General features: G+C 67.0%; 20 protein-coding genes and 5 pseudogenes. 14 read left to right on the top strand and 11 right to left on the bottom strand.

Annotated features, from left to right (window positions below):
- Position 1: 1 nt before the first annotated feature.
- The 3 genes from ACZ5RK_RS12660 to ACZ5RK_RS12650 are packed head-to-tail and all read right to left on the bottom strand — an operon-like array spanning position 2 to position 3,609.
- Positions 2–1,327, bottom strand: a complete 1,326-nt coding sequence (locus ACZ5RK_RS12660) for an efflux RND transporter periplasmic adaptor subunit (RefSeq protein WP_464910312.1) — start codon at positions 1,325–1,327, stop codon at positions 2–4.
- 3 nt (positions 1,328–1,330) lie between these two features.
- Complete coding sequence (locus ACZ5RK_RS12655) at positions 1,331–2,362, bottom strand: TolC family protein (RefSeq protein ID WP_464910311.1); 1,032 nt, start codon at positions 2,360–2,362, stop codon at positions 1,331–1,333.
- Positions 2,359–3,609 (bottom strand): TolC family protein, encoded by a 1,251-nt coding sequence (locus tag ACZ5RK_RS12650; RefSeq protein ID WP_464910310.1) that lies wholly within the window; start codon positions 3,607–3,609, stop codon positions 2,359–2,361. The genes ACZ5RK_RS12655 and ACZ5RK_RS12650 overlap by 4 nt, the downstream gene beginning before the upstream one ends.
- A 371-nt stretch (positions 3,610–3,980) precedes the next feature.
- Here ACZ5RK_RS12650 and ACZ5RK_RS12645 point away from each other — a divergent pair, with 371 nt between their 5' ends.
- Positions 3,981–4,373 carry an AAA family ATPase gene (locus ACZ5RK_RS12645; protein WP_464910309.1) on the top strand — a complete coding sequence of 131 codons (393 nt, stop codon included), beginning with the start codon at positions 3,981–3,983 and terminating at the stop codon, positions 4,371–4,373.
- Positions 4,374–4,392: 19 nt separating this feature from the next.
- Here the strand turns inward: ACZ5RK_RS12645 and ACZ5RK_RS12640 are convergent, their stop codons facing one another.
- The 4 genes and pseudogenes from ACZ5RK_RS12640 to ACZ5RK_RS12625 all read right to left on the bottom strand — a co-directional run bounded on the left by ACZ5RK_RS12640 (position 4,393) and on the right by ACZ5RK_RS12625 (position 7,856).
- Positions 4,393–4,674: a hypothetical protein gene (locus tag ACZ5RK_RS12640; RefSeq protein ID WP_464910308.1), complete on the bottom strand. Its 282-nt coding sequence runs from the start codon at positions 4,672–4,674 to the stop codon at positions 4,393–4,395.
- A gap of 138 nt (positions 4,675–4,812) precedes the next feature.
- Positions 4,813–6,078: pseudogene (locus ACZ5RK_RS12635) on the bottom strand (RNA-guided endonuclease InsQ/TnpB family protein).
- Positions 6,069–6,629 (bottom strand): IS607 family transposase, encoded by a 561-nt coding sequence (locus tag ACZ5RK_RS12630; protein ID WP_054647480.1) that lies wholly within the window; start codon positions 6,627–6,629, stop codon positions 6,069–6,071. Before ACZ5RK_RS12630 ends, ACZ5RK_RS12635 begins: the two are co-directional and overlap by 10 nt.
- 450 nt (positions 6,630–7,079) lie before the next feature.
- On the bottom strand, positions 7,080–7,856 hold the full coding sequence (locus ACZ5RK_RS12625) for an endonuclease/exonuclease/phosphatase family protein (protein WP_464910307.1): 777 nt from the start codon (positions 7,854–7,856) through the stop codon (positions 7,080–7,082).
- A 228-nt stretch (positions 7,857–8,084) separates the two neighbouring features.
- Between ACZ5RK_RS12625 and ACZ5RK_RS12620 the strand changes: the two genes are divergently transcribed.
- From ACZ5RK_RS12620 to ACZ5RK_RS12610, 3 genes are all read left to right on the top strand, one after another.
- The gene (locus tag ACZ5RK_RS12620) at positions 8,085–9,050 is read left to right on the top strand and encodes a recombinase XerD (protein ID WP_464910322.1); all 966 of its coding nucleotides are present in this window, start codon (positions 8,085–8,087) and stop codon (positions 9,048–9,050) included.
- Positions 9,051–9,317: 267 nt separating this feature from the next.
- Complete coding sequence (locus ACZ5RK_RS12615) at positions 9,318–9,899, top strand: type IV toxin-antitoxin system AbiEi family antitoxin domain-containing protein (RefSeq protein ID WP_464910321.1); 582 nt, start codon at positions 9,318–9,320, stop codon at positions 9,897–9,899.
- On the top strand, positions 9,896–10,738 hold the full coding sequence (locus tag ACZ5RK_RS12610) for a nucleotidyl transferase AbiEii/AbiGii toxin family protein (protein ID WP_464910306.1): 843 nt from the start codon (positions 9,896–9,898) through the stop codon (positions 10,736–10,738). Before ACZ5RK_RS12615 ends, ACZ5RK_RS12610 begins: the two co-directional genes overlap by 4 nt.
- 344 nt (positions 10,739–11,082) lie before the next feature.
- Here the strand turns inward: ACZ5RK_RS12610 and ACZ5RK_RS12605 are convergent.
- The 3 genes and pseudogenes from ACZ5RK_RS12605 to ACZ5RK_RS12595 all read right to left on the bottom strand — a co-directional run.
- Positions 11,083–11,364: pseudogene (locus tag ACZ5RK_RS12605) on the bottom strand (DUF4277 domain-containing protein); the annotation flags it as partial.
- Positions 11,365–11,447: 83 nt separating this feature from the next.
- Positions 11,448–11,642: a type II toxin-antitoxin system HicA family toxin gene (locus ACZ5RK_RS12600; protein WP_464910305.1), complete on the bottom strand. Its 195-nt coding sequence runs from the start codon at positions 11,640–11,642 to the stop codon at positions 11,448–11,450.
- Positions 11,642–11,863 carry a DUF1902 domain-containing protein gene (locus ACZ5RK_RS12595; RefSeq protein ID WP_054647596.1) on the bottom strand — a complete coding sequence of 74 codons (222 nt, stop codon included), beginning with the start codon at positions 11,861–11,863 and terminating at the stop codon, positions 11,642–11,644. Before ACZ5RK_RS12595 ends, ACZ5RK_RS12600 begins: the two co-directional genes overlap by 1 nt.
- Positions 11,864–12,112: 249 nt before the next feature.
- Here ACZ5RK_RS12595 and ACZ5RK_RS12590 point away from each other — a divergent pair, with 249 nt between their 5' ends.
- The 6 genes from ACZ5RK_RS12590 to ACZ5RK_RS12565 all read left to right on the top strand — a co-directional run bounded on the left by ACZ5RK_RS12590 (position 12,113) and on the right by ACZ5RK_RS12565 (position 15,276).
- Entirely contained in the window at positions 12,113–12,439 is a 327-nt protein-coding gene (locus tag ACZ5RK_RS12590) for a DUF6883 domain-containing protein (protein ID WP_054647597.1), read from the top strand.
- Positions 12,436–12,654 (top strand): DUF4926 domain-containing protein, encoded by a 219-nt coding sequence (locus tag ACZ5RK_RS12585; RefSeq protein ID WP_054647598.1) that lies wholly within the window; start codon positions 12,436–12,438, stop codon positions 12,652–12,654. Before ACZ5RK_RS12590 ends, ACZ5RK_RS12585 begins: the two co-directional genes overlap by 4 nt.
- A 400-nt stretch (positions 12,655–13,054) precedes the next feature.
- Complete coding sequence (locus ACZ5RK_RS12580; protein ID WP_464910304.1) at positions 13,055–13,360, top strand: hypothetical protein; 306 nt, start codon at positions 13,055–13,057, stop codon at positions 13,358–13,360.
- Positions 13,361–13,393: 33 nt separating this feature from the next.
- Positions 13,394–13,573, top strand: coding sequence for a hypothetical protein (locus ACZ5RK_RS12575; protein WP_464910303.1), 180 nt, complete (start codon positions 13,394–13,396; stop codon positions 13,571–13,573).
- Positions 13,570–13,779 (top strand): type II toxin-antitoxin system HicB family antitoxin, encoded by a 210-nt coding sequence (locus ACZ5RK_RS12570; RefSeq protein ID WP_054647900.1) that lies wholly within the window; start codon positions 13,570–13,572, stop codon positions 13,777–13,779. The genes ACZ5RK_RS12575 and ACZ5RK_RS12570 overlap by 4 nt, the downstream gene beginning before the upstream one ends.
- A gap of 276 nt (positions 13,780–14,055) precedes the next feature.
- Entirely contained in the window at positions 14,056–15,276 is a 1,221-nt protein-coding gene (locus tag ACZ5RK_RS12565) for an ATP-binding protein (RefSeq protein ID WP_464910302.1), read from the top strand.
- Positions 15,277–15,518: 242 nt separating this feature from the next.
- Here ACZ5RK_RS12565 and ACZ5RK_RS12560 read toward each other — a convergent pair whose 3' ends face one another.
- Positions 15,519–16,424, bottom strand: coding sequence for a WD40/YVTN/BNR-like repeat-containing protein (locus ACZ5RK_RS12560; protein ID WP_464910301.1), 906 nt, complete (start codon positions 16,422–16,424; stop codon positions 15,519–15,521).
- A gap of 105 nt (positions 16,425–16,529) precedes the next feature.
- Here ACZ5RK_RS12560 and ACZ5RK_RS12555 point away from each other — a divergent pair.
- The 4 genes and pseudogenes from ACZ5RK_RS12555 to ACZ5RK_RS12540 form a co-directional block, all read left to right on the top strand.
- Positions 16,530–16,649, top strand: a pseudogene (locus ACZ5RK_RS12555) (IS701 family transposase); the annotation flags it as partial.
- Between the two features lie 165 nt (positions 16,650–16,814).
- A complete protein-coding gene (locus ACZ5RK_RS12550; protein WP_464910300.1) occupies positions 16,815–18,056 on the top strand; it encodes an extracellular solute-binding protein in 1,242 nt (413 codons plus the stop codon).
- Position 18,057: 1 nt separating this feature from the next.
- Positions 18,058–18,949, top strand: a pseudogene (locus ACZ5RK_RS12545) (carbohydrate ABC transporter permease).
- Positions 18,946–19,768 (top strand): annotated as a pseudogene (locus ACZ5RK_RS12540) (carbohydrate ABC transporter permease). Before ACZ5RK_RS12545 ends, ACZ5RK_RS12540 begins: the two co-directional pseudogenes overlap by 4 nt.
- Positions 19,769–19,815: the final 47 nt, after the last annotated feature.

Here is a 19,815-nt window from a genome sequence, read left to right as displayed (position 1 = left end):
CTCACCTCCCGGGGTTTGGGCTCGGCGTTGGGGAAGGGCTTTCCCTTCGCCTCGGTTGCGCACCGGGCTCTCGAGTCGGGGCCCCTCCCCGTACGAGCGTCCCCTCCAAAAGCCCCGGAGGCGGGTTGACCACCACCTCGGCGCCCGGGGCCAGGCCCTCCACCGCCGCCTGGTCCCCGGACTGGGCCAGGAGCCGGACCGGCGTCTGCCGCGCCCGGCCTCCACTCACGGCGAAGACGTAAAGGGCGTTGCCGTCGGACTGGAGGGCGCCCACCGGGACCAGAACTCCCTGGGCCAGGGTGGCCGTGTAGGCCACGGTGCCGGTGGCGCCCAGGGGAAGGTCTCCTTCTTGGAGGAGCCGGGCGGTGAGGGTGACCATGCCTCCCGAAGAGGTTCCTCCGGGGTTTTGCTCCACCTCCGCAGGGTAGACACGGCCGCCGTAGGCGAAGTCCACCCGGCTCCCCTTGGGCAGGAGGGTGGCCTCCTCGGGGGGTACGCCGAACTGGACCCGTCGGCCTTGGGCCAGGGTGAAGGCCGTGGCCCCTACTCCCAGGTAGGCCCCGGGAACTGCCCCCACCGCCAGGATCTCGCCCGCAAAGGGAGCGCGAAGGGCGGCGTTTTGCAGGTTGAGCTGGGCCTGGGCCACTTGGTTTCTGGCCTGATCTACCGCCGCTTGGAGGGCGGCCAGGGTTTCCTCTTGGGCCCGGTCGTTCTGCGCCAGGGCGGTTCGGGCCGCGTCCAGGTTGGCCTGGGCCTGGTAAAGCTGAGCCTCGGCCTGCTTGAGCTCGGCCTCGGAAAGCCCCCCCAGGGCGTGGACCCTCTGCGCCCCCTCGTAGGCCTTTTGGGCCGCCTGGTAGGCGGCCTGGGCCTGGCGGAGCTGGGCTTCCAGGCGGGCCCGGGCCTCCCGGGAGGCCCGGGTTTGGGCGGCCAGGTTGACCTCCGCCGCCTTTAGGGCCGCCTGGGCGTTTCTGAGGGCGATCCCCAGGCCGGTGGCGTCCAGGTGCACCACGACCTCCCCTTGGGCCACCCTGTCCCCGGCCTTCTTGAGGACCTGGGCCACCACCCCCCCCACCTGGGCCGGGACGTTGACCTGGAGGTAGGGGACCACCACCGCTCCCACCTGGCGGTTGGCCTTAAGGGTTCCTGCCTTGGCCTGGGCAAGGGTCACCTGGACCGCGGGCAAGGTCTGAAGCCTGGCCTCCGCCGAAGCTTCCCTGGACCTTGCGGCCGGGGCTTCCGCCTCAGGGGCCTGCTGGGGTGGGCTCCACCTTCCCAGCCAAAAACCAAGGAGCAGGGCCAGGATCAAAAGGGCGAGGTTGCGGGCCATGGCTCACCTCGCAAGCCCTGTGAGGTCCCGGCCCGCAGCCAAAGAGAGGGCGGCCAAGGCCCGCCAGTAAGCGTTCTTGGCTTGGAGCAGCCCGTACTCGGCCACGAGCACCGAGACCCGGTCCGTTTCTACCTGGAGGGCAGACACGGTGCCCGCCTTGTAAGCTGCCTCGTCTTGGGCAAGGACCTTTCTGGCGTTCTCCAGATTGCTCTCCGCCAGGGCGATAGCGGCGTAGGCGGCCTGAGCTGCCTGGTAGGCGTTTTTGAGGCTGGTCATGGCGTTCTGCTCCGCGGTCGTCAGGGCCTTGCGGTTGTTTTCCAGGGTGAGCTGGGCGGTCTTCAGGGTAAGGGGAGGGGTGTAGTCGTTGTCGGAGAGCCTGACCAAAAGCTCGCCGTACTCCACCGCCTGCCTGGCCTGGAGGACCTGGGGGAGGTGTTCCAAAACCTCCTGCCCCAAGGCCTCGAGGGTGGCCTCGAGGCGGGGGGGATCGGGGGGAGGTTCCAAGGTCACGGGTCCCAGGTCCGAGAGGCCCAGGAGGGCGGCGAGCTGGACGGCGAGGACCGGGGTCTGCCCTTGGGCCGTGGCCAGGTTCTGCCGCGCGGAGTCCACGCTGGCCTGAGCCCGGGCCACGTCCAGACCGGTGGCGTTGCCTGCAGCCTGGCGGGCCTTGGCGACCTGTAGGTTCCGCTCGGCCAGGGCCACCTGGGCCCTCAGCACCTCCAGATTGCGCTGGTTCTCGTAGAGGGCCAGGTAGGCGTTTACCACGTCCCGCAGGACCTGGAGTCGGGTGTAGGCCAGGTTGGCCTGGGCCAGGGCGTAGGCCTGGCGGGCCTGCGTACGCTCCAGGATCAGGGTGGCGGGGTCTTCCTCTTTGGCCCGGAGCTGGACTTCGGCGTTTTGGAGGTTGACCTGGGCGGTCTGGACCGCGGGCCCACGTTCCAGGGCTAAGCGTAGGGTCTCTCCCAAGGTCAGTTTCCCGGGCGCTTGGGCCAGGGCCAGGGAAAGGCCGAAAACCATCCAAACCGGCGTCTTCACGGTTGCACCTCCTTCACCAGGACATCGGGGGAGAGCCGGGCCATGCTGCGGCGGAGGGCGAGGTAGGCCAGGTAGGCGTTGGCTTGGCTGTTCTCCACGGCGTAGGCGGCTTGGAGCTGGGCCAGCTCCGCCTGGGCCAGCTCCAAGGGGGCGATGAGCCCGGCCTCCAGACGCTTTTGGGCGTCCTTGAGGGCTTGGTCGGCTGCTTGGAGGGCCTTCTGCGCAGCCTTCCAGGCCTCGAGGGCGGCCAGATAAGCCGCGTGGCGGGCGCGGAGGTCCGCCTCGGCAGAGGCCCTAGTGGAGGCCAAGGCTGCCTCCTGAGCCCGCAGGTTGGCCTGGGCTAGGCGCACCTGGGCTTCCAGGTCGGGGGCCCACAGGGGGAAGGAGGCGCTCAGGCCCACCCGGAGGCCCTGGGGGCCGGTAGCCCCGGGGACATAGGTGGCCGTGCCAGCGATCTGGCCCGTGGCCAGGTTGAGGCTTAGGCCCACGTTGGAGCCTGCGGTGGCCGACCCCACCTGCCCGTAGCTTAGGCCGAGGCTCCCTTGGGGAAGGAAACGCGCCCACTCCGCGTAGGCCAGGGCCTGTTTGGCGTCCTCCAAGGCGTTTTCTGCCCGTAGAACGTCGGGTCGCTCCGGAAGGGAGGCCAGGGCTTCCTCCAGGGACAGGGGGGGAGGTGGGGAGAAGGGCGGGGTTGAGGGGGGAGGCCCGGGAGGCTCGCCGAGGGTGGCGTAGAGGGTAGCCCGGGCCGCCGCCTCCTGGGCCTGGGCCTGGGCCAGGCCAGCCTGCGCCTGGGCCAGCTGGGCTTCGGCCTGCTTGAGGCCCTGCTCGGAGAGCTGGCCTTCGGCCCTCCTGGCCTGGGCGATCCGGTAGGCTTCCTGGGCGACCGCCAGGGCCTTCTGAGCTACTTCCAGATTTTTGGCGGCGAGATAGGCGTTCCAGTACTGCTGGAGGAAGCTGAAAAGGAGGTCCATCTCGCTTGCTCGCAGGGCGAGCTCCGCCCGGAAGAAGGCCATGCGGGCTTGGCGGAAGCTCTCGTAGGCCGAGCCGTAAGGGAGGGCTCCCAGGTTCAGGCTGGCGGCGAGGTTTTCCTGGAGCGTGCTTTGCCCTGAGAGGAGGAGGGCGTTGACCCCGCCTCCGGCGGTTACCTTAAGGCCTAAGGCGGTGGCCGAGGCCTCGTAGTTTGCCTGGGCCTGGGCGTACTGGGCCTGGAGGGCCTTCCAGCCTGGCGAGGCCTCGAGGCGTTCCAAGCCCTGTGATAGGGATAGCCCCTGGGCTCCCGCCCAGGAAAGGAGGATCCATCCTCCCAGCAAGGCCCATGCGTTCGGGATCCCCTTGGCCCACATGGGAGAGAGTTTAGAGAACCCCGGTTAGTTGCGGGTTAAAGCGGTGCCTGGGCTAGGCGGTGATACCTGGAGCCGCCGCGCGCTATGGAGGCAGGGGTCCCTTGGCAATCCTTGTGAAGGGCTACCTCGTCCTCATCGTCCGGGAAAAAACCTTCGGGCCTGGCTAAGGTTCTCTGCGAGAAGGGGGTCAGGGTTCTGGAGATCACCCTGCGCAGGGAGGTCCACCCTTCTATAGAACCTCGCTTTTTGAACATCGCTATGCTGGATTGGCAAGGATGATCCTCAGGCGCCTCCAACCCCTGCTGGAAGCCCGCTTGGACCAGGCCCCCGTGGTGGTGCTCACCGGTTCCCGGCAGGCGGGCAAGACCACCCTGGCCCTGGAGGTGGCCCGGAGAAGGGGGGCCCTTTACCTGGACCTGGAGTCGGAACGGGACCGGGCCAGACTCGCTGCCCCCGAGCTCTACCTGGAAGCCTACCTGGGCCGCCTGGTGATCCTGGACGAGGTCCACCGCATGCCCGAGCTCTTCCCCCTCCTCCGCGGCCTCGGGGCCCCGGCCTGCCACGCCCACTCGCCCTCTCGCTCCGGAGGCGGCCCACCCCCTGGGGGCATGGGAAGGGAGGGGAAACCCCCGGGGGTTTGCCCCCAGGGGTTTTGGACGCGCCCTTAGGGCACGGCCTGATGAGCCTTCAGTTATCCCCGTAGAGCGGGCTTCCTGTGTTTTGGGGATTGGCCCAATGGGAACCGAACTGAAAGTCGGCGGCGTTGTTCCCGGTGTGACGGCCCGAGGAAAGGCGTTTCCAGCTGATCTGGGTGGTGACCCCCCCGGTGGGTCCATCGGGCAGGCAGGAGCCCTGGCACTGGCCGCTAGACTGGAAGCCCACCAGGTCCACCACCCTCCCTGCGGCGTCCAGGAGGCGCACCGCGCGGTTGTCGGCGATGCCCGTGGAGTAGGTGAGGTCGGGAACCACGGACAAGCTATAGCCCGAAGCCGCCGTGTTGGCCAGGAGGTAGTACTGCCCGGGCTGAAGGGTAACGGCCCCCAGGGTGGCCCGGTCGGCCCAGGCATTGCTGCTGGTGTACCGTTCCGTGACCCATAGTCGTCCATTTCACTCCCCGAGGGAGTGAAGACCACGGGCCACTTCCTGCTTCCACGACCCGTAGCTCGTAGACCGACCCCCGTAGGGAGCCGTTCCGCCGCCAGAGGGATCTCCACAGGCGTCACTTCCCGGGGAACTCCCGGTAGGGCCCGTGAGGTGGGCCAGACCATAAGCCCTCAGGTTCAGGGCCGCGTTCAGGTCCCGGTCCAGCTCCAGACCGCAGGCCTCGCAGCGGAAGACCCGCTGGGAGAGGGGCATTTTCCCCTGGAGGTGCCCGCACCGGGAGCAGAGGCGGGTGGAAGGGAAGCTCTTCGGGGCCACGATGAGGGTGGCCCCGTACCACTCCGCCTTGTAGGCGAGGGTCCTCCGAAAAGCCCCCCACCCCACGTCCGCCACGGACCGGGAGAGCCGCCCCCGGGCGAGGCCCTTGACGTTCAAGTCCTCCACCACGATGACCGGCTTGGTCTTCGCCAGCCAGGTGGTGAGCTTGTGCAGGAAGTCCAGGCGCAGGTTCTTGACCTTCCGGTGGAGCCTCGCCAGCCTGAGGGCGGCCTTCTTCCCGTTGTTTGAACCCTTCTCCTTGCGGGAAAGTTGCCGGGACCTTCGCCTCAGGAGCCTGAGCTTCCTGGTCAAGGGCTTGGGGGCCTCTATCCGGGTACCATCGGAGAGGACGGCGAAGGAGGAGAGGCCGAGGTCTATGCCCACGACATCGCCTTCGCTTCTCACCCCCCTGGGCTTGGGGTCGGGCCGCTCCACCTCGCAGGTGAGGCTCACGTAAAAGCGGTCCGCTTCCCGAGACACCGTGGCGGAGAGAATCTGGGCCTTACCCTCCTCCAGAAGTTGGAGGAGCTTCTCCGTGGGCTCCTTGCTCCTCACCTTCCCGATGCGGGGGAGCTGGACGTGCCGGGGGAAGACCCGGACGCTCCCGGTGAGGCGGGCCTTGTTGTCGGGAGTGAGCTTCTTCCGCTTGAAGCGGGGGAGCATGGCCTTCCCTTTTCTTCAGGCCTTGAAGGCCCTCTCCAGGTCTCTTATGGCCTCCTGGGGGGCGCACTTGGACACCTCGGTCCACCAGGGGGCGTTCTCCCTCTTCCAGAGGTTCCAGGCCTTGTGGAGCTCGGCGGCGGTGGGGAGCTTTTTCCCCTCCTCCAGGGCCTTCAGACAGAGGACGAGGGCCCAGTTCCAGGCGAAGCGGGCGGCCCCTACGTGCTGGGCCAGAGCCCTGCGCTGGAGGGCGTTGGGGTCCAGCTCAAAGCGGAAGGCCTGGTTTACCCGCATCCCATGACCTCCAGGGCCCTCCTGGCCCGGTCTCTCGCCGAGCGCCGCCCGTAAAGCCGCCCACAGGCGGAGGTGAGGATCTCCAGAAGGTCCCTCACCAGGTCGTCCGTCACCTCCCCCTCCTCCACCACCACCAGCCGCTTGCCGGAAGCGTAAAGAGCGGCCTCCAGCATCTCAAAGCCGAAGCGGCTCAGGCGGTCCCGGTGCTCCACCACGATGCGGCCCACCAGGGGGTCCTTGAGAACCCGCAGGAGCTTCCGGCGCCTGCCGTTGAGCCCGGATCCCACCTCGGCCACCACCTCGTACTCCGTCCATCCCTGGGCTTGGGCGAAGGCCTTCAGGCGCTCCACCTGGCGCTCCAGATCCTCCCTCTGGTCGGCGGACGAGACTCGGGCGTAAAGTACAACGCGTCCCTCGGGGAGAGGTTCTTCCACCAGGATGGTACCCGAGGGAAGCTGGCGGGCGGGGACGGGGAGCTTGCCCGACTTGAACCACCGCCAGGCGGTGAGGTAGCTCACTCCCCGCTTGCGGGCCCAGTCGGAGAGCTTCATGGCTGATATGGATGATAAGAAAAACTTGGGCAGTTGTCAACCCCTGGACCTTCCAACCTTGGAGGCTCACCGCCTGGCAGGAGCGGTTGAAGAGTTCCACGAACTCGTCGTTCCCCCCGTTCGGTCCACGGAAGCGGAACTCGTTCACCACCACCGGGGGCCCGTCCGTGGCGCAGGAGGGGCCGTTCCCCGTTCCCGGGTTGGCGTCGGACGTGAGGTTTAGGGCCAGGAGCAGGGGATCGTGGTCGCTGGAGCGGTAGGGGTCTGGACGGTAGGGGTCGGCGGTCTTGTAGGCCAGGGTGTAGTCCAGGACTCGAGGCTCGTCCGCGTTGACGTGCCACACCAGGGGCTGGCCCACCTGTCCGGTGAGGCTCGGCGCGGCGTAGGCGTGGTCCAGGGCCCCGCTGAGGCCTTGGTAGACGAAGGTGTGGTGCCCCGTGAGTAGGGGGCTTAGGCCCCCCTCCCGCAGGGTCCTGAGGGGGAGCTCCTCCTCTCCTCGTAAGCGTTGAAGTCCCCCAGGAAGAGCGCATCGGGGTCTTGGGCGGTGAGGTCCGGCAGCCAGCGGAGCAGCGCCTGGGCCTGAGCCGTCCGACGCTGGTTCCAGCACCCCTCTCCCGTGTCGGGGTCGGCGGGGTCGCAGGAGCCCTTGCTCTTCAGATGCACGGACACCACCGTGAAGACCCCGCCCGAGGCCCTGTCGCGGAAGGTCTGGGCCAGGGGGAAGCGCTCAAAGGTGTCGGCTTGCTGTAGGGCCCGCGGACCTCCCACCGGCTCCAGGCTGGCGGGCTTGTAGATGAGCCCCACCTTTATGGCATCGCACCCCAGCCCTCCCTCGGGGTCCGGCACAAAGGTGTAGGTGCCGGTGCCCATCCGCTCGTTGAGGGCGGCTACCAGGGCGGCGATGGCCTCTTGGCCGTTGTTCTGCACCTCCTGCAGGGCCACCACGTCGGCGTCCAGGGCCTCCAGGGCCGCCACCAGCTTGGCCTTCTGCCGCTCCCACTCCTCAGGGCTTCGCGCCCCCCGCACCGCCAGGGCGTTGGCGCACCCGGGCGGGGTGAAGGTGCCGGAGAACTGGGTGAACCAGTTGTGGAGGTTGAAGCTGGCCACCCTCAAACCGGAGGCCTCGGGCCGCGGCGGCCTGGGGTTGGTGGCCTCAAAGCGGGGCTCCGCCGTGGGCTGAACCCGGTAGGCGCCAAAACGCCACTCCAGGACCCCCTCCGCCAGCACCAGGGTGTCCCCTGCCCGCCCGAGCTTGGCTTGTTCTTCATCTGTTTCCCTCTTTAATCCCTGCTTTCATTTATGCTCCCAACAACCCCCAAACCCGACCCTTAACCCCGCCGGGAAAAGGCCAGGACGTGGGGAAGGGTGTGGGGATTGGAAAAAGCGGGGAGAGGGGGGCGTTGGTTACACACCAGGTTGGCGGGAAGAGGGGTGCGGGCTAAAATGGTGGTGAGGATGAGCGATGGGCTTGGGCTGGAGGTGTGGGACCACCCGGAGGAGAGGAGGCGGGTGGTGGGGGAGGCCCTGGGGCGCTGGGACGAGGGGGTCCTCAAGGAGGCCCTCTGGGCCTACCTGGTGCGCCGCCGCAAGAAGCCCGACCGAGCGGCCCCCCACTACGTGGGCTACTTCGTCCGTTGGCTCGCCCTGAAGGGGAGGCGGTGGCCCCACCTGGAGGCCGAGGACCCCAAGGCCTTCCTCCTGGAGGCCAAGGAGAAGGGCTTCCCCGGGGGGGAGAGGGGGCCTCTCGCCTGGAGCACCGTGGAGCGGGCCCGGGCGAGCCTCAGGCACCTCTTCCCCTTCCTGGACTGGGCCGGGCACCCCATGCCCCCCCATGTGCGCCTCCCCTCCCGCCAGGAGCTCCCCGTGGTGGCCCCCTCCCGGGCCATGCCCGAGGAGGAGTACGCCAGGCTCCTCCGGCAGGCGGAGGTCTACCCCCTCGCCTACTGGCGTCCCCTCCTCAAGGTCCTCCTGGTCCTCCTGGGGGAGGTGGGCCTCACGGTGAAGGAGGTGGCGGACCTCTGGAAGGAGGACGTGCGGGAGAAGAGCCTCCTGGTGCGGGGGACCAAGCTCCGGGAGGTCCCCCTCTCCCCCTTCGCCCGGGAGGTCCTCTCGGACTGGCTCCCCCAGAGGGAGTTCCTGGCGGGGCACCAGCCCCTCCCCTATCCCCATCTCCTCCTCAAGCCCGCCCCCGGGAAGGGGCGGGGGAAGCCCCTGGGCCTGGAGGAGGCCAAGTGGATCCTCACCGAGTTCGCGGACTTCGCCGGGGTGAAGGCGGAGGGGAAGAGGCGGGCCGACCTCGCCCTCCCCCTTCGCTGGCGGGCCATCCGCAGGTTCCTCAAGGAGGGGCATCCCAGGGAGAAGGTGGCCTACTGGACCGGGATGAAGAGCCTGGTGGTGCCGGGGTGGGGGGAGGAGGGGTAAGGGCAGAAGGGGCGGCACCGCACCCAGACCGAGACCGAGCTTGAGGAGGCCCCGGGAGAGGGCCTGGCCGCCCGCAGGGGACCCGCTTCCCCCTCGCCGGGATGGGCCGAGGAGGCCCCCTTCACCACGCCCGGCGCCAGAGCTTGGGGGTGGTTGCACAATAGGGTCAGATAGTCTAAAGGTATTGGACGTTACTATCGCAAGATTACCGGGCTGGTGTAGAATTTACTCGTGAGCTGGCACGGGAGGGAACGCGAGCTTTACCGGATGGCCCTGGCCCAGGGCGGTGTGTTCACCCTTGATCAGGCCCGGCGCTACGGGATTGACCGCAAGGGGGCGAGCTACCGTGTGCGCACCGGTCTGTGGGAGAGGCTCGCGCGAGGCATCTACCGCCTCTCCTTTGCTCCCCTCTCCCACGACGAGGATCTCGTGCGCATTGCCCTTTGGGCCTCGTCTTACCGGGGACTAGCGGCCTTCTCCCACGAGACCGCCCTGGCCCTCCACGGGCTTTCCGACCTCCTCCCCCATCGCTACCACCTCACCGTGCCCCGGGGCTTTTCCCGCAAGCCCCGCTGGCAGGTCGTTCTGCATCGGCGGGACCTCGCTCCGGCCGACACCGAGGAACGGCCGGGCTACCGGGTGACCACCCCACTCAGGACGCTCCTCGACGTGGCCGGGACTTCGCGCGTTCCTGAAGAACAGCTCTGGCTTGCGGTCCACCAGGCCCTCCATCGCGGGCTCGTCTCCCGCCAGCGGCTCGAGGCCGCCCTGCCTGGGCTTTCGGCGCGTGCCCGCGCCCGGCTCGAGCGGGCTCTGCGGTCGTACGGTCCAGGCGCGGTGCCGGCGTGAAGAGGTTTGCCTCCCCCGAGGATCTGCGAAGGGCGCTGGAAGACCGCCTGCGCCGAACCTCGGAGGTGCAGGGGTTACCCCTTCAGTACCTACGGAAGCGGTTGACGATCGAGCGCTTCCTGGCGCGACTCTACGCCAGGGGGGCCAGCCCCTTCGTCGTCATGGGAGCCTTCGCCCTCGCGACCCTGCTCGGCAGGCGGCGGATGACCCAGGACCTGGACCTCGAGGCCTGGGAGAGCGTCCCGGATCCGCTGGAACTCCTACAGGAAGCGGCCGACCGGGACCTTGGTGATGGCTTCGTCTTCCGCATTCAGGAACGGCAGCGAGACCGTACGTCCGGGGTGAGGCGCTTCACCCTAACCGCCCGCCTCGGGGGCAGGTTGTTTGAGGAGGTGGCCCTTGATGTTCACATGAGCGGTTCCGTGGGGCTCGATCCCGTCCGGGCGAGGTTTGGACCCGCCATCGAGCTGGATGGCCTCGAGCCGCCCGAGGTGTCCATGGCCCCGCTCGCGTGGCAGTACGCCAACAAGCTGCACGCCTACCTCCGAGAGCGTGCCTCGGGGCAGAAGACGCGCGTCAAAGACCTCGTGGACCTGGCGATACTGACGATCGAACTCGCCGAGGAGGCGGATCCGCAAATGCTCGCCCGGGCCGTCGAACGCGTCTATGCGATCCACGGAGGCCGACCCAGGCTGGACTTTCCCGATCCGCCCGCCGCGTGGAGGAGGGAGTTTCGCGCCATGGCCCGGGAGGCTGGCCTCGAGCCCCCCGAGATGGACTTCTGGACGGAGAAGGTGCGGGCGCATTACGAGGCGGTCCTTACCCTTCTTAATGGATGAAAAACCCCTTGGCAAATGGCTCCCACCTACCTTCCGCACCCCCTCAAAGGCTGTCGTAAAAGCCCTCCACGGAAGCTACGCGGCCCTGGCCAGCCGCTTCACCCACAAGCGTAGCTTGCCCAAGTACACCCAGGCCTCGCTCACCCGGGGGTTCTGTACAAGGTAGCCTGACGGCTGACCGTAGTCCCACATCCCGCACCCCCTTCCCACATCCCGCACCCCTCACTCCAGCAGGTAATACCCCGAGCCACCGGAAGGTGGGCCGCGGTCTCGTAATGGGGGCCAGGTTGAGGACCAGCCACCTGCCCTCCAGCTCCACCACGAGGATCGCCGGAACCCGGTGCCCCCGTCTCGTGAAAGCTGTCCAGCATGCGGCCCGTGCGGTCCTCGTTGAGGAGCCCTGGGGTGACGCCCTTTCCCAGGTCGCGGGCGTGGCCCGTACCCTGAGGCCACCCCGTGGGCTTACCTTCCCAGTAGTGGCCGAAGAGGCAGAGGGGGGAAGAGACGAAGCCCAGGGCGTTCAGAATGGCCGCTTTCAGGGGGACCAGCCCGATACGGTCCACGATGCCGGCCACCAGGCCCAGGTGGCCGAGGTGGTACACCTGCAGGTCGGGTGTGGCTCCCATCCCAAAATCCTAACGCAGAGGGAGGAGGGGGGCGGAATGCGGGATAAATCCTTACACGACCGTTTACGCCGGATCGCTACACCTTAGAACTTTTTTGGTAAACCTGCTTGCTTCAAGACCGCGTTGGCCGTGTGGCGAGACTTTATCTCGCCGTCCACTACGAACCTTCGTCCCGTGATGGGGCTGAACCAGATCTCGTGGTCCCCTTTGCCCTGACGCACGGGGCGGCATCCCGCCTCCCGGAGGAGGCGCTTGACCTCAGGGGCGTAGTCGGCCATCAGGAGAGGACCAGGGGCCGGGTGGCCTCGAGGCGAAGCTCTACCGGGAGTTCCACGGCCACCCCGTTTTCCTCAAGGAGCTCCGGCACCATGACCGCGAGCTTGGCCAGAAGCTCCTCCAGGGTGGCGGCTTCCGTGGCGAGTCCGGGCACGTCCTCGCTTTCCGCTACCCACACCCCGGCTTCTCCATCCCACAGGGCCTGTACCTTGAGGGTACGCACATCTACCAAGATACTGCAGCGCAAGGCCCAGGAGTGGGGGACGCTCCCCCGATCAAGCTTCCTCTACCTCGGCCCCGAGCTGGCCCAGCGTCTCCCGTATCTGCTTGTCCAAGGTGGCCCGGGGATAGGGTCTGGACCTCCCCGCAGCTCGCGGAAGCCCTAGCCGGGCGCATTGGGGTCCGCCTGGCCCCCAAGGTGGTCTCCCGGCACCTCAGGGCCATGGGGTAAGGGGCGCGGTAAGCTTCCTTCTTGGACTTCTTTGTCCCTAGGGCCAAGCTCACGGAGTACCTTCTCAACCCTAAACATCCCGAGGGAGGAAACAAGGCCCGCTTCTTCATGGCCCTGGGTTTTTCCCCGGGGAATCCCGAGGCCCTGGAAAGGGCCTTGCTCCGCCATGCCGAGGAGGCGGAAGAGGTGGCCCGCAGGCCAGGCTTACTGGGCGAGGGCCTGGTGCTGGTCCTTAGGAGCCCCCTTCGCGCCCCTAGGCGGGAGGTGCTCTTGCAGAGCGTCTGGTATCTTGAGGATGAGGGTGCAGCGGCCCGTTTGGTGACGGCCTACCCGTGGAGGGGGCGATGATCCGGGAGCACGATTTGGTGGTCCTGAAGCGGGACAAAGAAGAGTGGGGCCTCGAGGCCGGGGACGTGGGGACCGTGGTCCTGGTCTACCCCCACGGGGGGTACATGGTGGAGTTTGTGGACCACGAAGGGAACACTTTGGCCCTTCTGGACCTGGTGGAGGAGGAGGTTGCGCCCCTGAGGGGCCCCGCTCTCCTGCGGGCGAAGGGCGCCTAGGGCCTGGCCTCGAGGGCACAGGGGTTTTGCTCAGCATCCTGACGCACCCGAAGCGGGGCCCTCACCCTTTTGCGCCACTCTACGGGTCCGCCGTAGTATCCTGAGCCCCCAGGAAAGGGCAAAAAGTGCGGGAAGACACTTCTGAGCCATGGGAGGCCCACTTTTTAGTACCCGTCCTTCTTGCCTACCTGTCAGTCCACAGACCACGGTCAGTCGTCAGGCTCCCTTGTGCAGAACCCCCGGGCGAGCGAGGCCTGGGTCTACCTAGGCATACTACCCTTGTTGGGGAAGCGGCTCGCCAAGGCGGCGTAACTGCCCGTGGAGGACTTTTGCCACAGCCCCTCACACCCTCCACCGCTACCCCACCCTCGCCTTCCACCGCGTGGGGGACGGGCTGAAAGTGTCCCCCCGCATCCCCGAGGAGGCCCGCACCGCTCTGGTCCACTTCAAGCCCGCCTTCCTCCGGGCCCTGGAGGAGGGGGAGCGGGTGGAGGCCTCCTGGCTCCTCGCCTCCCCCTTCTGCCTGGCCGCCCTTCTAGGCCACGCCCTGGGGGTGGAGGGGCCCGTGATGCTGACCCTCTACGAGGAGGAGAAGCCCCGCCGCTACCTGGCCCCGGAGAAAAACTTGACCCCCCACCTGGCCTGGGCTGGCCGGAATCTCCCCCTGCCCCAGAGGCTCCACCTTTCCCCCACCACGGGAGGGTAAGCCGTGGGCTAGCGAACCGGGTGGGAGGTGGGCGTGGAGGCCCTGGCCGGAAGCGCCCGCTACCTCCTCCTCCCGGCCCTCGGGGCCCGGGCCTGGCTCGAGGCCGCCCGGGCGGGGCTTGTTCTCCACGAAGTCGCGGTGTGGAGCCCCGGAGAAGTGCCCCGCCACCTTCCCCTCGCCGCCTCGAGGCGGCGCGTTATCATGGGGCCATGACCCGGCGTTTTACGGCCCTCCTCTGGCGGGAGGGCAACCTTTGGGTGGCGCAGTGCCTCGAGGTGGACGTGGCCTCTCAGGGGGAAACCGAAGAGGAGGCCCTGGCCAACCTCAAGGAGGCCCTGGAGCTCTACTTCGAGCCCCCCACCCCGGAGCACGCCCCCGTGGTGCGCACGGTAGAGGTGGAGCTTGGCCTCGCCGCTTAGGCCGCTTCCCTACCAGGAGGTGAAGCGCCGCCTCGAGGCGGCGGGGTTTGTCGTTTACTCCCAGAGGGGCCGCTTTCCAGCCCTACCCCTCTCCTTGCCCAAGGTAGCCCTGACGGGCTGACTCACGGCAAGTGGGGCCTCCACCTCGTGTTCCACAAGGTGTTTCCCTGACGGGAAAGCAGTTACCTCGTCTACGGAAACCTCTTTAAGCCCCGGGCCCCTCGAGGCCGGACGACGCCCCTATCATTTCCGCCTGTGAATGATTATCATGCAGGTATGGAAATCGCCTTCCTACCCCGCGCAGCCAGTCCCCTCCTGGAACGGCTCATGCGGGTCTTCCCCGTGGTGGCGGTCATGGGCGCCCGGCAGGTGGGTAAAAGCACCCTGGTGCGCCACACACCCGACCTGGCCCAGCACCTTTACCTGAACCTGGACGACCTAGACCTCCGCCTCCAGGCGAAAGCCGACCCACACGCCCTCCTCCGCCGGGGGGAGTGGCTCATCCTGGACGAGGTGCAACGGGTGCCCGAGCTCCTCCTGGCCATCAAGCGGTCCGTGGACGAGGCCCGCGTACCCGGCCGCTTCGTCCTCACGGGCTCTGCCCACCTCCTTCTCCACGCCCGTCTGTCGGAGACCCTGGCCGGGAGGGCCGCCCACCTGGTCCTCTGGCCCATGACCCGGTGGGAACAGCGGGGCCTGGGAAGGACGGGGCCTTGGGGGGAGCTCCTCGCCGCCCCCGTGGCGGCCTGGCCCTCCCTCTTGCGCGAGGGAGAGGCCGAGAGGGAGGACTGGGGGCTCGCGGTGGCCCGGGGCGGCTTCCCGGTCCCCGCCCTCCACCTCGAGGACTGGGAGGAGCGCCAGCTTTGGTTCCGCGGCTACCTGCAGACCTACCTGGAGGGAGACGTGCCCGCCCTCCGGGCGGTGGAGAACCTGCCCGAGCTCCGCAAGCTCCTGGAGGCCCTGGCCCTGCGCTCGGGCAACCTTCTGAACCAGACTGAGCTGGCGCGGGAGCTGGGCCTCTCCCAGGCCACGGTGCACCGCTACCTGAACCTCTTGGAGGTGAGCTTTCTCTTGGTCCGCCTCAGGGCCTACGCCAAAAGCCGCACCAAGCGCCTGATCAAAGCCCCTAAAGCCTATCTTCCCGACCCGGCCCTGGCCCTCTACCTGACCGGGAGGAAGCCCTCAGGGGCCCACCTGGAGACCCTGGTCCTCCTAGACCTCCTGGCCTTCCGGGACGCCCAGGTGGAGCCCCCCGGCCTCTACTACTGGCGCACCGCCTCCGGCCAGGAGGTGGACTTCGTCCTGGAAGCGGGAGGGAAGCTCCTGCCGGTGGAGGTGAAGGCCACGCCCAGGCCCACCCCCAAGGACGCCCGGGGGCTTCTGGCCTTCCTGGCGGAGTACCCCGAGGCCCCGGGCGGGCTCCTCCTTCACGGGGGGGAGGAGGTCTTCCCCTTGGTGGACCGGGTGGTGGCCGCCCCCTGGTGGAGGGTAGCCTGAGGAAGTACCCCTCATCCTCGCCACCGCCCAATGCCCTCCTCCGCTGGCTCGTGGAATATTCGTAACGGAGGAAGGCCCCGAGAAGGCGCTCCCTGGTATCCCTCCCCGAGTTCCCGAGGCGCCACGAGGTGCGCCTCTACCCGGACGGGAGCCGGGCGGTGGTGGCTTGGGACCTCGAGGCCCTCAAGGTCTGGTACAAGCGGGTGCTGAGGGGGTAAAAACGCCGAGGCCTCGTAACCCCTCTACTCCCTACGGATCAGAATGTGCCCGTAATCCCCCACCGCCACATAGAGGCCGTTGCCGTAGGCGACGGCGTTCAGGCTTCTGTAGCCGGGAAGGGGCTCCTCGCTCCAGCGGAGGCCGTCCTGGGAGAGGAAAGCCTTCTCCCCCCACCCCACGGCCACCCACTTTCCGTTGGCGTAGGTTGCCGACCTAGCGCCTAGGCCGCTCACCTCGGTCCAGGTCAGGCCGTCCGTTGAGGTAAGGGCTTTGCCTCTATAGGGGACAAAGACCAGGAAGCGCCCCCCACCAAAGACCGCATCTCCGAGATCTTCGTCCGTCCCCGAGGAGACCGCCTGCCAGGTCACCCCATCGGTGGAGGTGAAGAGGCGGCCTAGCTGTCCCGAAACCACGAAGCGGCCGTTCCCGTAGGCTACGCCCACGAGTTCCCGCGCGTTCAAATCCACTCGCTGCCAGGCCGAGGCCCCGGCATCCTGGGACACCAGGAGCTGGGAGAAGGCCCCCGTGGCCACCCACCGCCCGCCACCGTAGGCCACCCTGTTGAGGTACTGGAGGGCTGACCCGGTGCCATGAACCTTAGTCCAGGAGTACCCGTCCGGCGAGGTGAGGATGGTTTCGTCAAACCCCACCGCCACGAAAAGGCCGTTGTCGTAGGCGATCCCATTGAGGAAGGATTGGGCATCGTAGGAAACCCGCGTCCAGCTTTGGCCGTCGCGGGAGACCAAAATCGTAGACTTGCCGGACGCCCCTCCCACCGCCACGAATACCCCATTCCCGTAGGCGACTCCCGTGAGGCTGTCGCTGGTTCCTGAGGAGACCTCACGCCAGGGAGAAGTTCCAGGGATCTGAGACACCTCGCCACAGGCCGCCAGGACCAACGCCGTGAACCCAAGAACCCACCACCTCATACTCCCCTCCCTTAAGAGCTCCGTCCGGAGACAAGAAACCGGACTCACGCGCTGCGGCCAGTTACCAACAATATAGAATGGATCCCCGGTGACCAGTAAAGCCCAATGAAAAGGATACCACTGCATCTTCTGCGTGCTCTAGAAGCTTTAGCCCAAAGCCCCATCAACGCTTCCGCCTTAGCCGAGGGGAAGGACTTCGCCTACGACACCCTCTACCGCGCCCTGTGATCACCCCGCCCCCCTCTTCCTCAAGAAAGCTCCGCCTCTTGAAGCGGACGAGGGGAAGGCGGGCCCTTGGCCTTCGCGGGCCCAACCCGATCTGCAAAGCCACCTCGGCTGGCGAACGTTAAGGGATATGGTAAGATGCCCGGGAAGAAAGGAGGCCAAACCATGGTAAAAGGTGCGATCGCCCTGCTAGCCCTCTTCCTTTCCATCCAGGCCCTGGCCCAACCCGTCACCATCACCTATTGGCAGTACGACTTCAAGACCAAGGTGGAGGCCGTCAATGAGCTGATCCGGCGCTTTGAGGCGCAAAACCCCGGGATCAAAGTGCTCCACCAGACCTTCCCCTACGATGCCTACCAGCAGAAGGTGGCCACTTCCATTCCGGCGGGCCAGGGTCCGGACGTGGTGAACCTCTACTACGGCTGGGCCCCCACCTGGGCTAAGGCGGGCTACCTGGTCCCGCTTCCCGAGGACTGGGCCAAGCAGGTAGACCAGGCTTTCGTGCCCATGGTCCAGGCAGCCAAGGTATCCGGGAGGCTCTACGGTATACCCACGGCCGTCCGCACCCTGGCCCTTTTCTACAACAAGGACCTCTTCCGGCAGGCCGGAATCGCTGGGCCTCCCAAAACCTGGAGCGAGTTCCTCGAGGCCGCCAAGCGGCTCACCGTCAAGCAAGGAAACCGGTTCACGCAGATTGGCTACGGCGTGGCCCCCGACGGTCAGGACCACCACCTGGTACGGGAGGTGCTCCTGCGCCAGTTCGGTGGACGGCCCTACTCGGACGACGGACGCAAGGTGGCCTACCTGAGCGATGCGGGGATCAGGACCCTAGCCTTTTACACCGACTGGGTGCGGAAGTACGAGATCGGGGTTCCGGGCTTCTTCCCGGGCAACAACGGCTACCGGGACGGGTTCATCGCCGGGAAGATCGGCATGATCGTGGACGGGTCCTTCGCCATCGGGACGGTCCAGCAGGGGGCCCGCTTCAACTGGGGTGTGGCGGAGCTCCCCGTGGAGCGGCCGGGGGGTAGGAAGGCCAACTTCGGCTCCTTCTGGATGCACGCCCTTACCCCCCTCGCCACCGGTCCCAAGCGGGAGGCCGCCCTAAAGTTCCTGGCCTTCCTTACCTCGGAGGAAACCCAGCGTTACTGGCTGGAAAAGGTGGGGGAACTCCCGGCCAGCAAGGCTCTGATCCGCGACCCGAAACTCTCGCTTAACCCCCTCTACGGCCCTTTCGTCCTGAGCCTAGGCTACGCCAAGGCCACTCCCTTCGTGGATGAAGCCGCCCAGCGCAAGGTGATGGTGGACGCCATCAACCGGGTGCTCCTCCAGGGGATGGACCCGGCCCAGTCACTGAGGATGGCCGCCGAGGAGGAGCAAAAGATCCTGGACCAGTTCTGGAGGTAGGGTGCGCCTCACCTTAGGCCGACGGGAAAGCCTCTGGGCGTATGCCTTTCTTGCACTTCCCTTGGCCTTTTTCCTCTACTTCCGCATCCTGCCCGCCTTCCAGGCCCTCTGGCTCTCCCTCTACGAGTGGCATGCGGACCCCACCCTCCGGCGATTTGTGGGCGCAGCCCACTACGCCCACCTTCTAGAGGATCCCCTGTTCCGAAAGGCCCTTCTCAACACCTTCATTTACGCTCTCTTGGGGGTCCCGGCCCAGCTCTTTCTCGGCCTCGGCCTGGCTTTGCTGCTCCAAAGGACGCCTGTGGCCCGGGACCTCTTCCGGGCAGTTTACTTCGCTCCTTACGTGACCCCGGCGGTGGCCGTAGCTTGGGTGTGGAGCTGGATGCTCTCCCCCCACTTCGGCCTGGTGAACGAGCTTCTCGCCCTCGCCGGCCTCCCTCCCCAGCCCTTTCTGCAAAGCCCCGGCCAGGCCCTGCCCACCGTGACCTGGGTGGTGGTTTGGCAGAACCTGGGTTTCCAGGTGGTCCTCTTCCTAGCAGGCTTAGAAAGCATCCCCCGCCAGTACTATGAGGCGGCCCGGATCGAACGGGGCCGAGGGTTGGCGGCTCTTTCGGCACATTACCTGGCCTCTCCTCAACCCGGTCCTGGTCTTCTCCGCCGTCATCGCCACCATCGGGTATCTGCAGCTTTTCACCCAGGTGGTCAACCTCAACTTCACCGACCAAGGAGGGCCCCTGAACAGCACCTTGACCCTGGCCCTTTACATTTACCAGCTGGCCTTTCTCCGCTTCCAGCTGGGGTATGCGGCGGCGGTCACCGTGGTGCTCTTCGCCCTCATCCTCCTCGTCACCCTTCTGCAACTGCGGATTCTCACCCGGAAGGTGGAGCTATGAGAGAACGAAGGCGCCTTGGGGACCTCCTGGCCCTGGCCCTGCTCACCCTGGGAAGCGGGATAATGGTCCTCCCTTTTCTCTGGATGGTCCTCACCTCCCTCAAACCCTTTCCCGAACTTTTCTCGCTCCGCTTCCTTCCCCAGGAGCCTACCCTAGAGAACTACCGGCAGGTTCTCTGGGGAACGGGCTTCCCCCGCTGGTTCCTAAACAGCCTCTTGGTGGCCACGGTAACCACGGTCTCCGTCCTCTTCTTCGATAGCCTGGCAGGCTATACCCTGGCCCGGCTCCGTTTCTTCGGCAGAAATCTTGTCTTCGTCCTCATCCTCTCCACCCTCATGGTGCCCACGGAGATGTTGGTGATCCCCTGGTACGTGATGAGCGCAGAGCGGGGCTGGACCAACACCTACTGGGGCCTCCTCTTTCCCGGCCTCATGAGCGCTTTCGGCGTCTTCCTCATGCGGCAGTTTTTCGAAAACCCTCCCCCAGGATCTCTTTGACGCCGCCCGGATAGATGGGCTTTCCGAGTTTGGGGTCTTCAGGCGGGTGGGCCTCCCCCTGGTGCGCCCGGCCCTCGCCGCCCTGGGCATCTTCACCTTTCTGGGTAACTGGAACGCCTTCCTCTGGCCCCTCATCGTGGTGCAGACCCCGGAAATGCGCACCCTGCCGGTGGGGGTCGCCCTCTTCTCCGGCGAGGCAGGCACGGCCTGGAACCTGATCATGGCCGCCTCGAGCCTCGCGGTCCTCCCCGTCCTCCTGGTCTTTCTCTTCTTTCAACGTCAGATCGTGGAGGGTGTCGTCCTCACCGGGTTGAAGGGGTGAGGAAGGGGGCCTCTTCGGGAGCCCCTGCGGCTTCCCTTGTCTTGGCT

The organism is Thermus kawarayensis JCM 12314, from assembly GCF_055393575.1.
The sequence above is the reverse complement of the archived record's forward strand: the minus strand, read 5'-3'. Positions and strand labels throughout refer to the sequence as shown.

Excerpts from the sequence above, each read along its gene's own strand:
- ACZ5RK_RS12660 (WP_464910312.1), bottom strand. The coding sequence starts at position 1,327 with ATGGCCCGCAACCTCGCCCTTTTGATCCTGGCCCTGCTCCTTGGTTTT.
- ACZ5RK_RS12645 (WP_464910309.1), top strand. The coding sequence starts at position 3,981 with ATGATCCTCAGGCGCCTCCAACCCCTGCTGGAAGCCCGCTTGGACCAG.
- ACZ5RK_RS12630 (WP_054647480.1), bottom strand. The coding sequence starts at position 6,629 with ATGAAGCTCTCCGACTGGGCCCGCAAGCGGGGAGTGAGCTACCTCACC.
- ACZ5RK_RS12620 (WP_464910322.1), top strand. The coding sequence starts at position 8,085 with ATGAGCGATGGGCTTGGGCTGGAGGTGTGGGACCACCCGGAGGAGAGG.
- ACZ5RK_RS12615 (WP_464910321.1), top strand. The coding sequence starts at position 9,318 with ATGGCCCTGGCCCAGGGCGGTGTGTTCACCCTTGATCAGGCCCGGCGC.
- ACZ5RK_RS12600 (WP_464910305.1), bottom strand. The coding sequence starts at position 11,642 with ATGGCCGACTACGCCCCTGAGGTCAAGCGCCTCCTCCGGGAGGCGGGA.
- ACZ5RK_RS12585 (WP_054647598.1), top strand. The coding sequence starts at position 12,436 with ATGATCCGGGAGCACGATTTGGTGGTCCTGAAGCGGGACAAAGAAGAG.
- ACZ5RK_RS12570 (WP_054647900.1), top strand. The coding sequence starts at position 13,570 with ATGACCCGGCGTTTTACGGCCCTCCTCTGGCGGGAGGGCAACCTTTGG.
- ACZ5RK_RS12565 (WP_464910302.1), top strand. The coding sequence starts at position 14,056 with ATGGAAATCGCCTTCCTACCCCGCGCAGCCAGTCCCCTCCTGGAACGG.
- ACZ5RK_RS12560 (WP_464910301.1), bottom strand. The coding sequence starts at position 16,424 with ATGAGGTGGTGGGTTCTTGGGTTCACGGCGTTGGTCCTGGCGGCCTGT.
- ACZ5RK_RS12550 (WP_464910300.1), top strand. The coding sequence starts at position 16,815 with ATGGTAAAAGGTGCGATCGCCCTGCTAGCCCTCTTCCTTTCCATCCAG.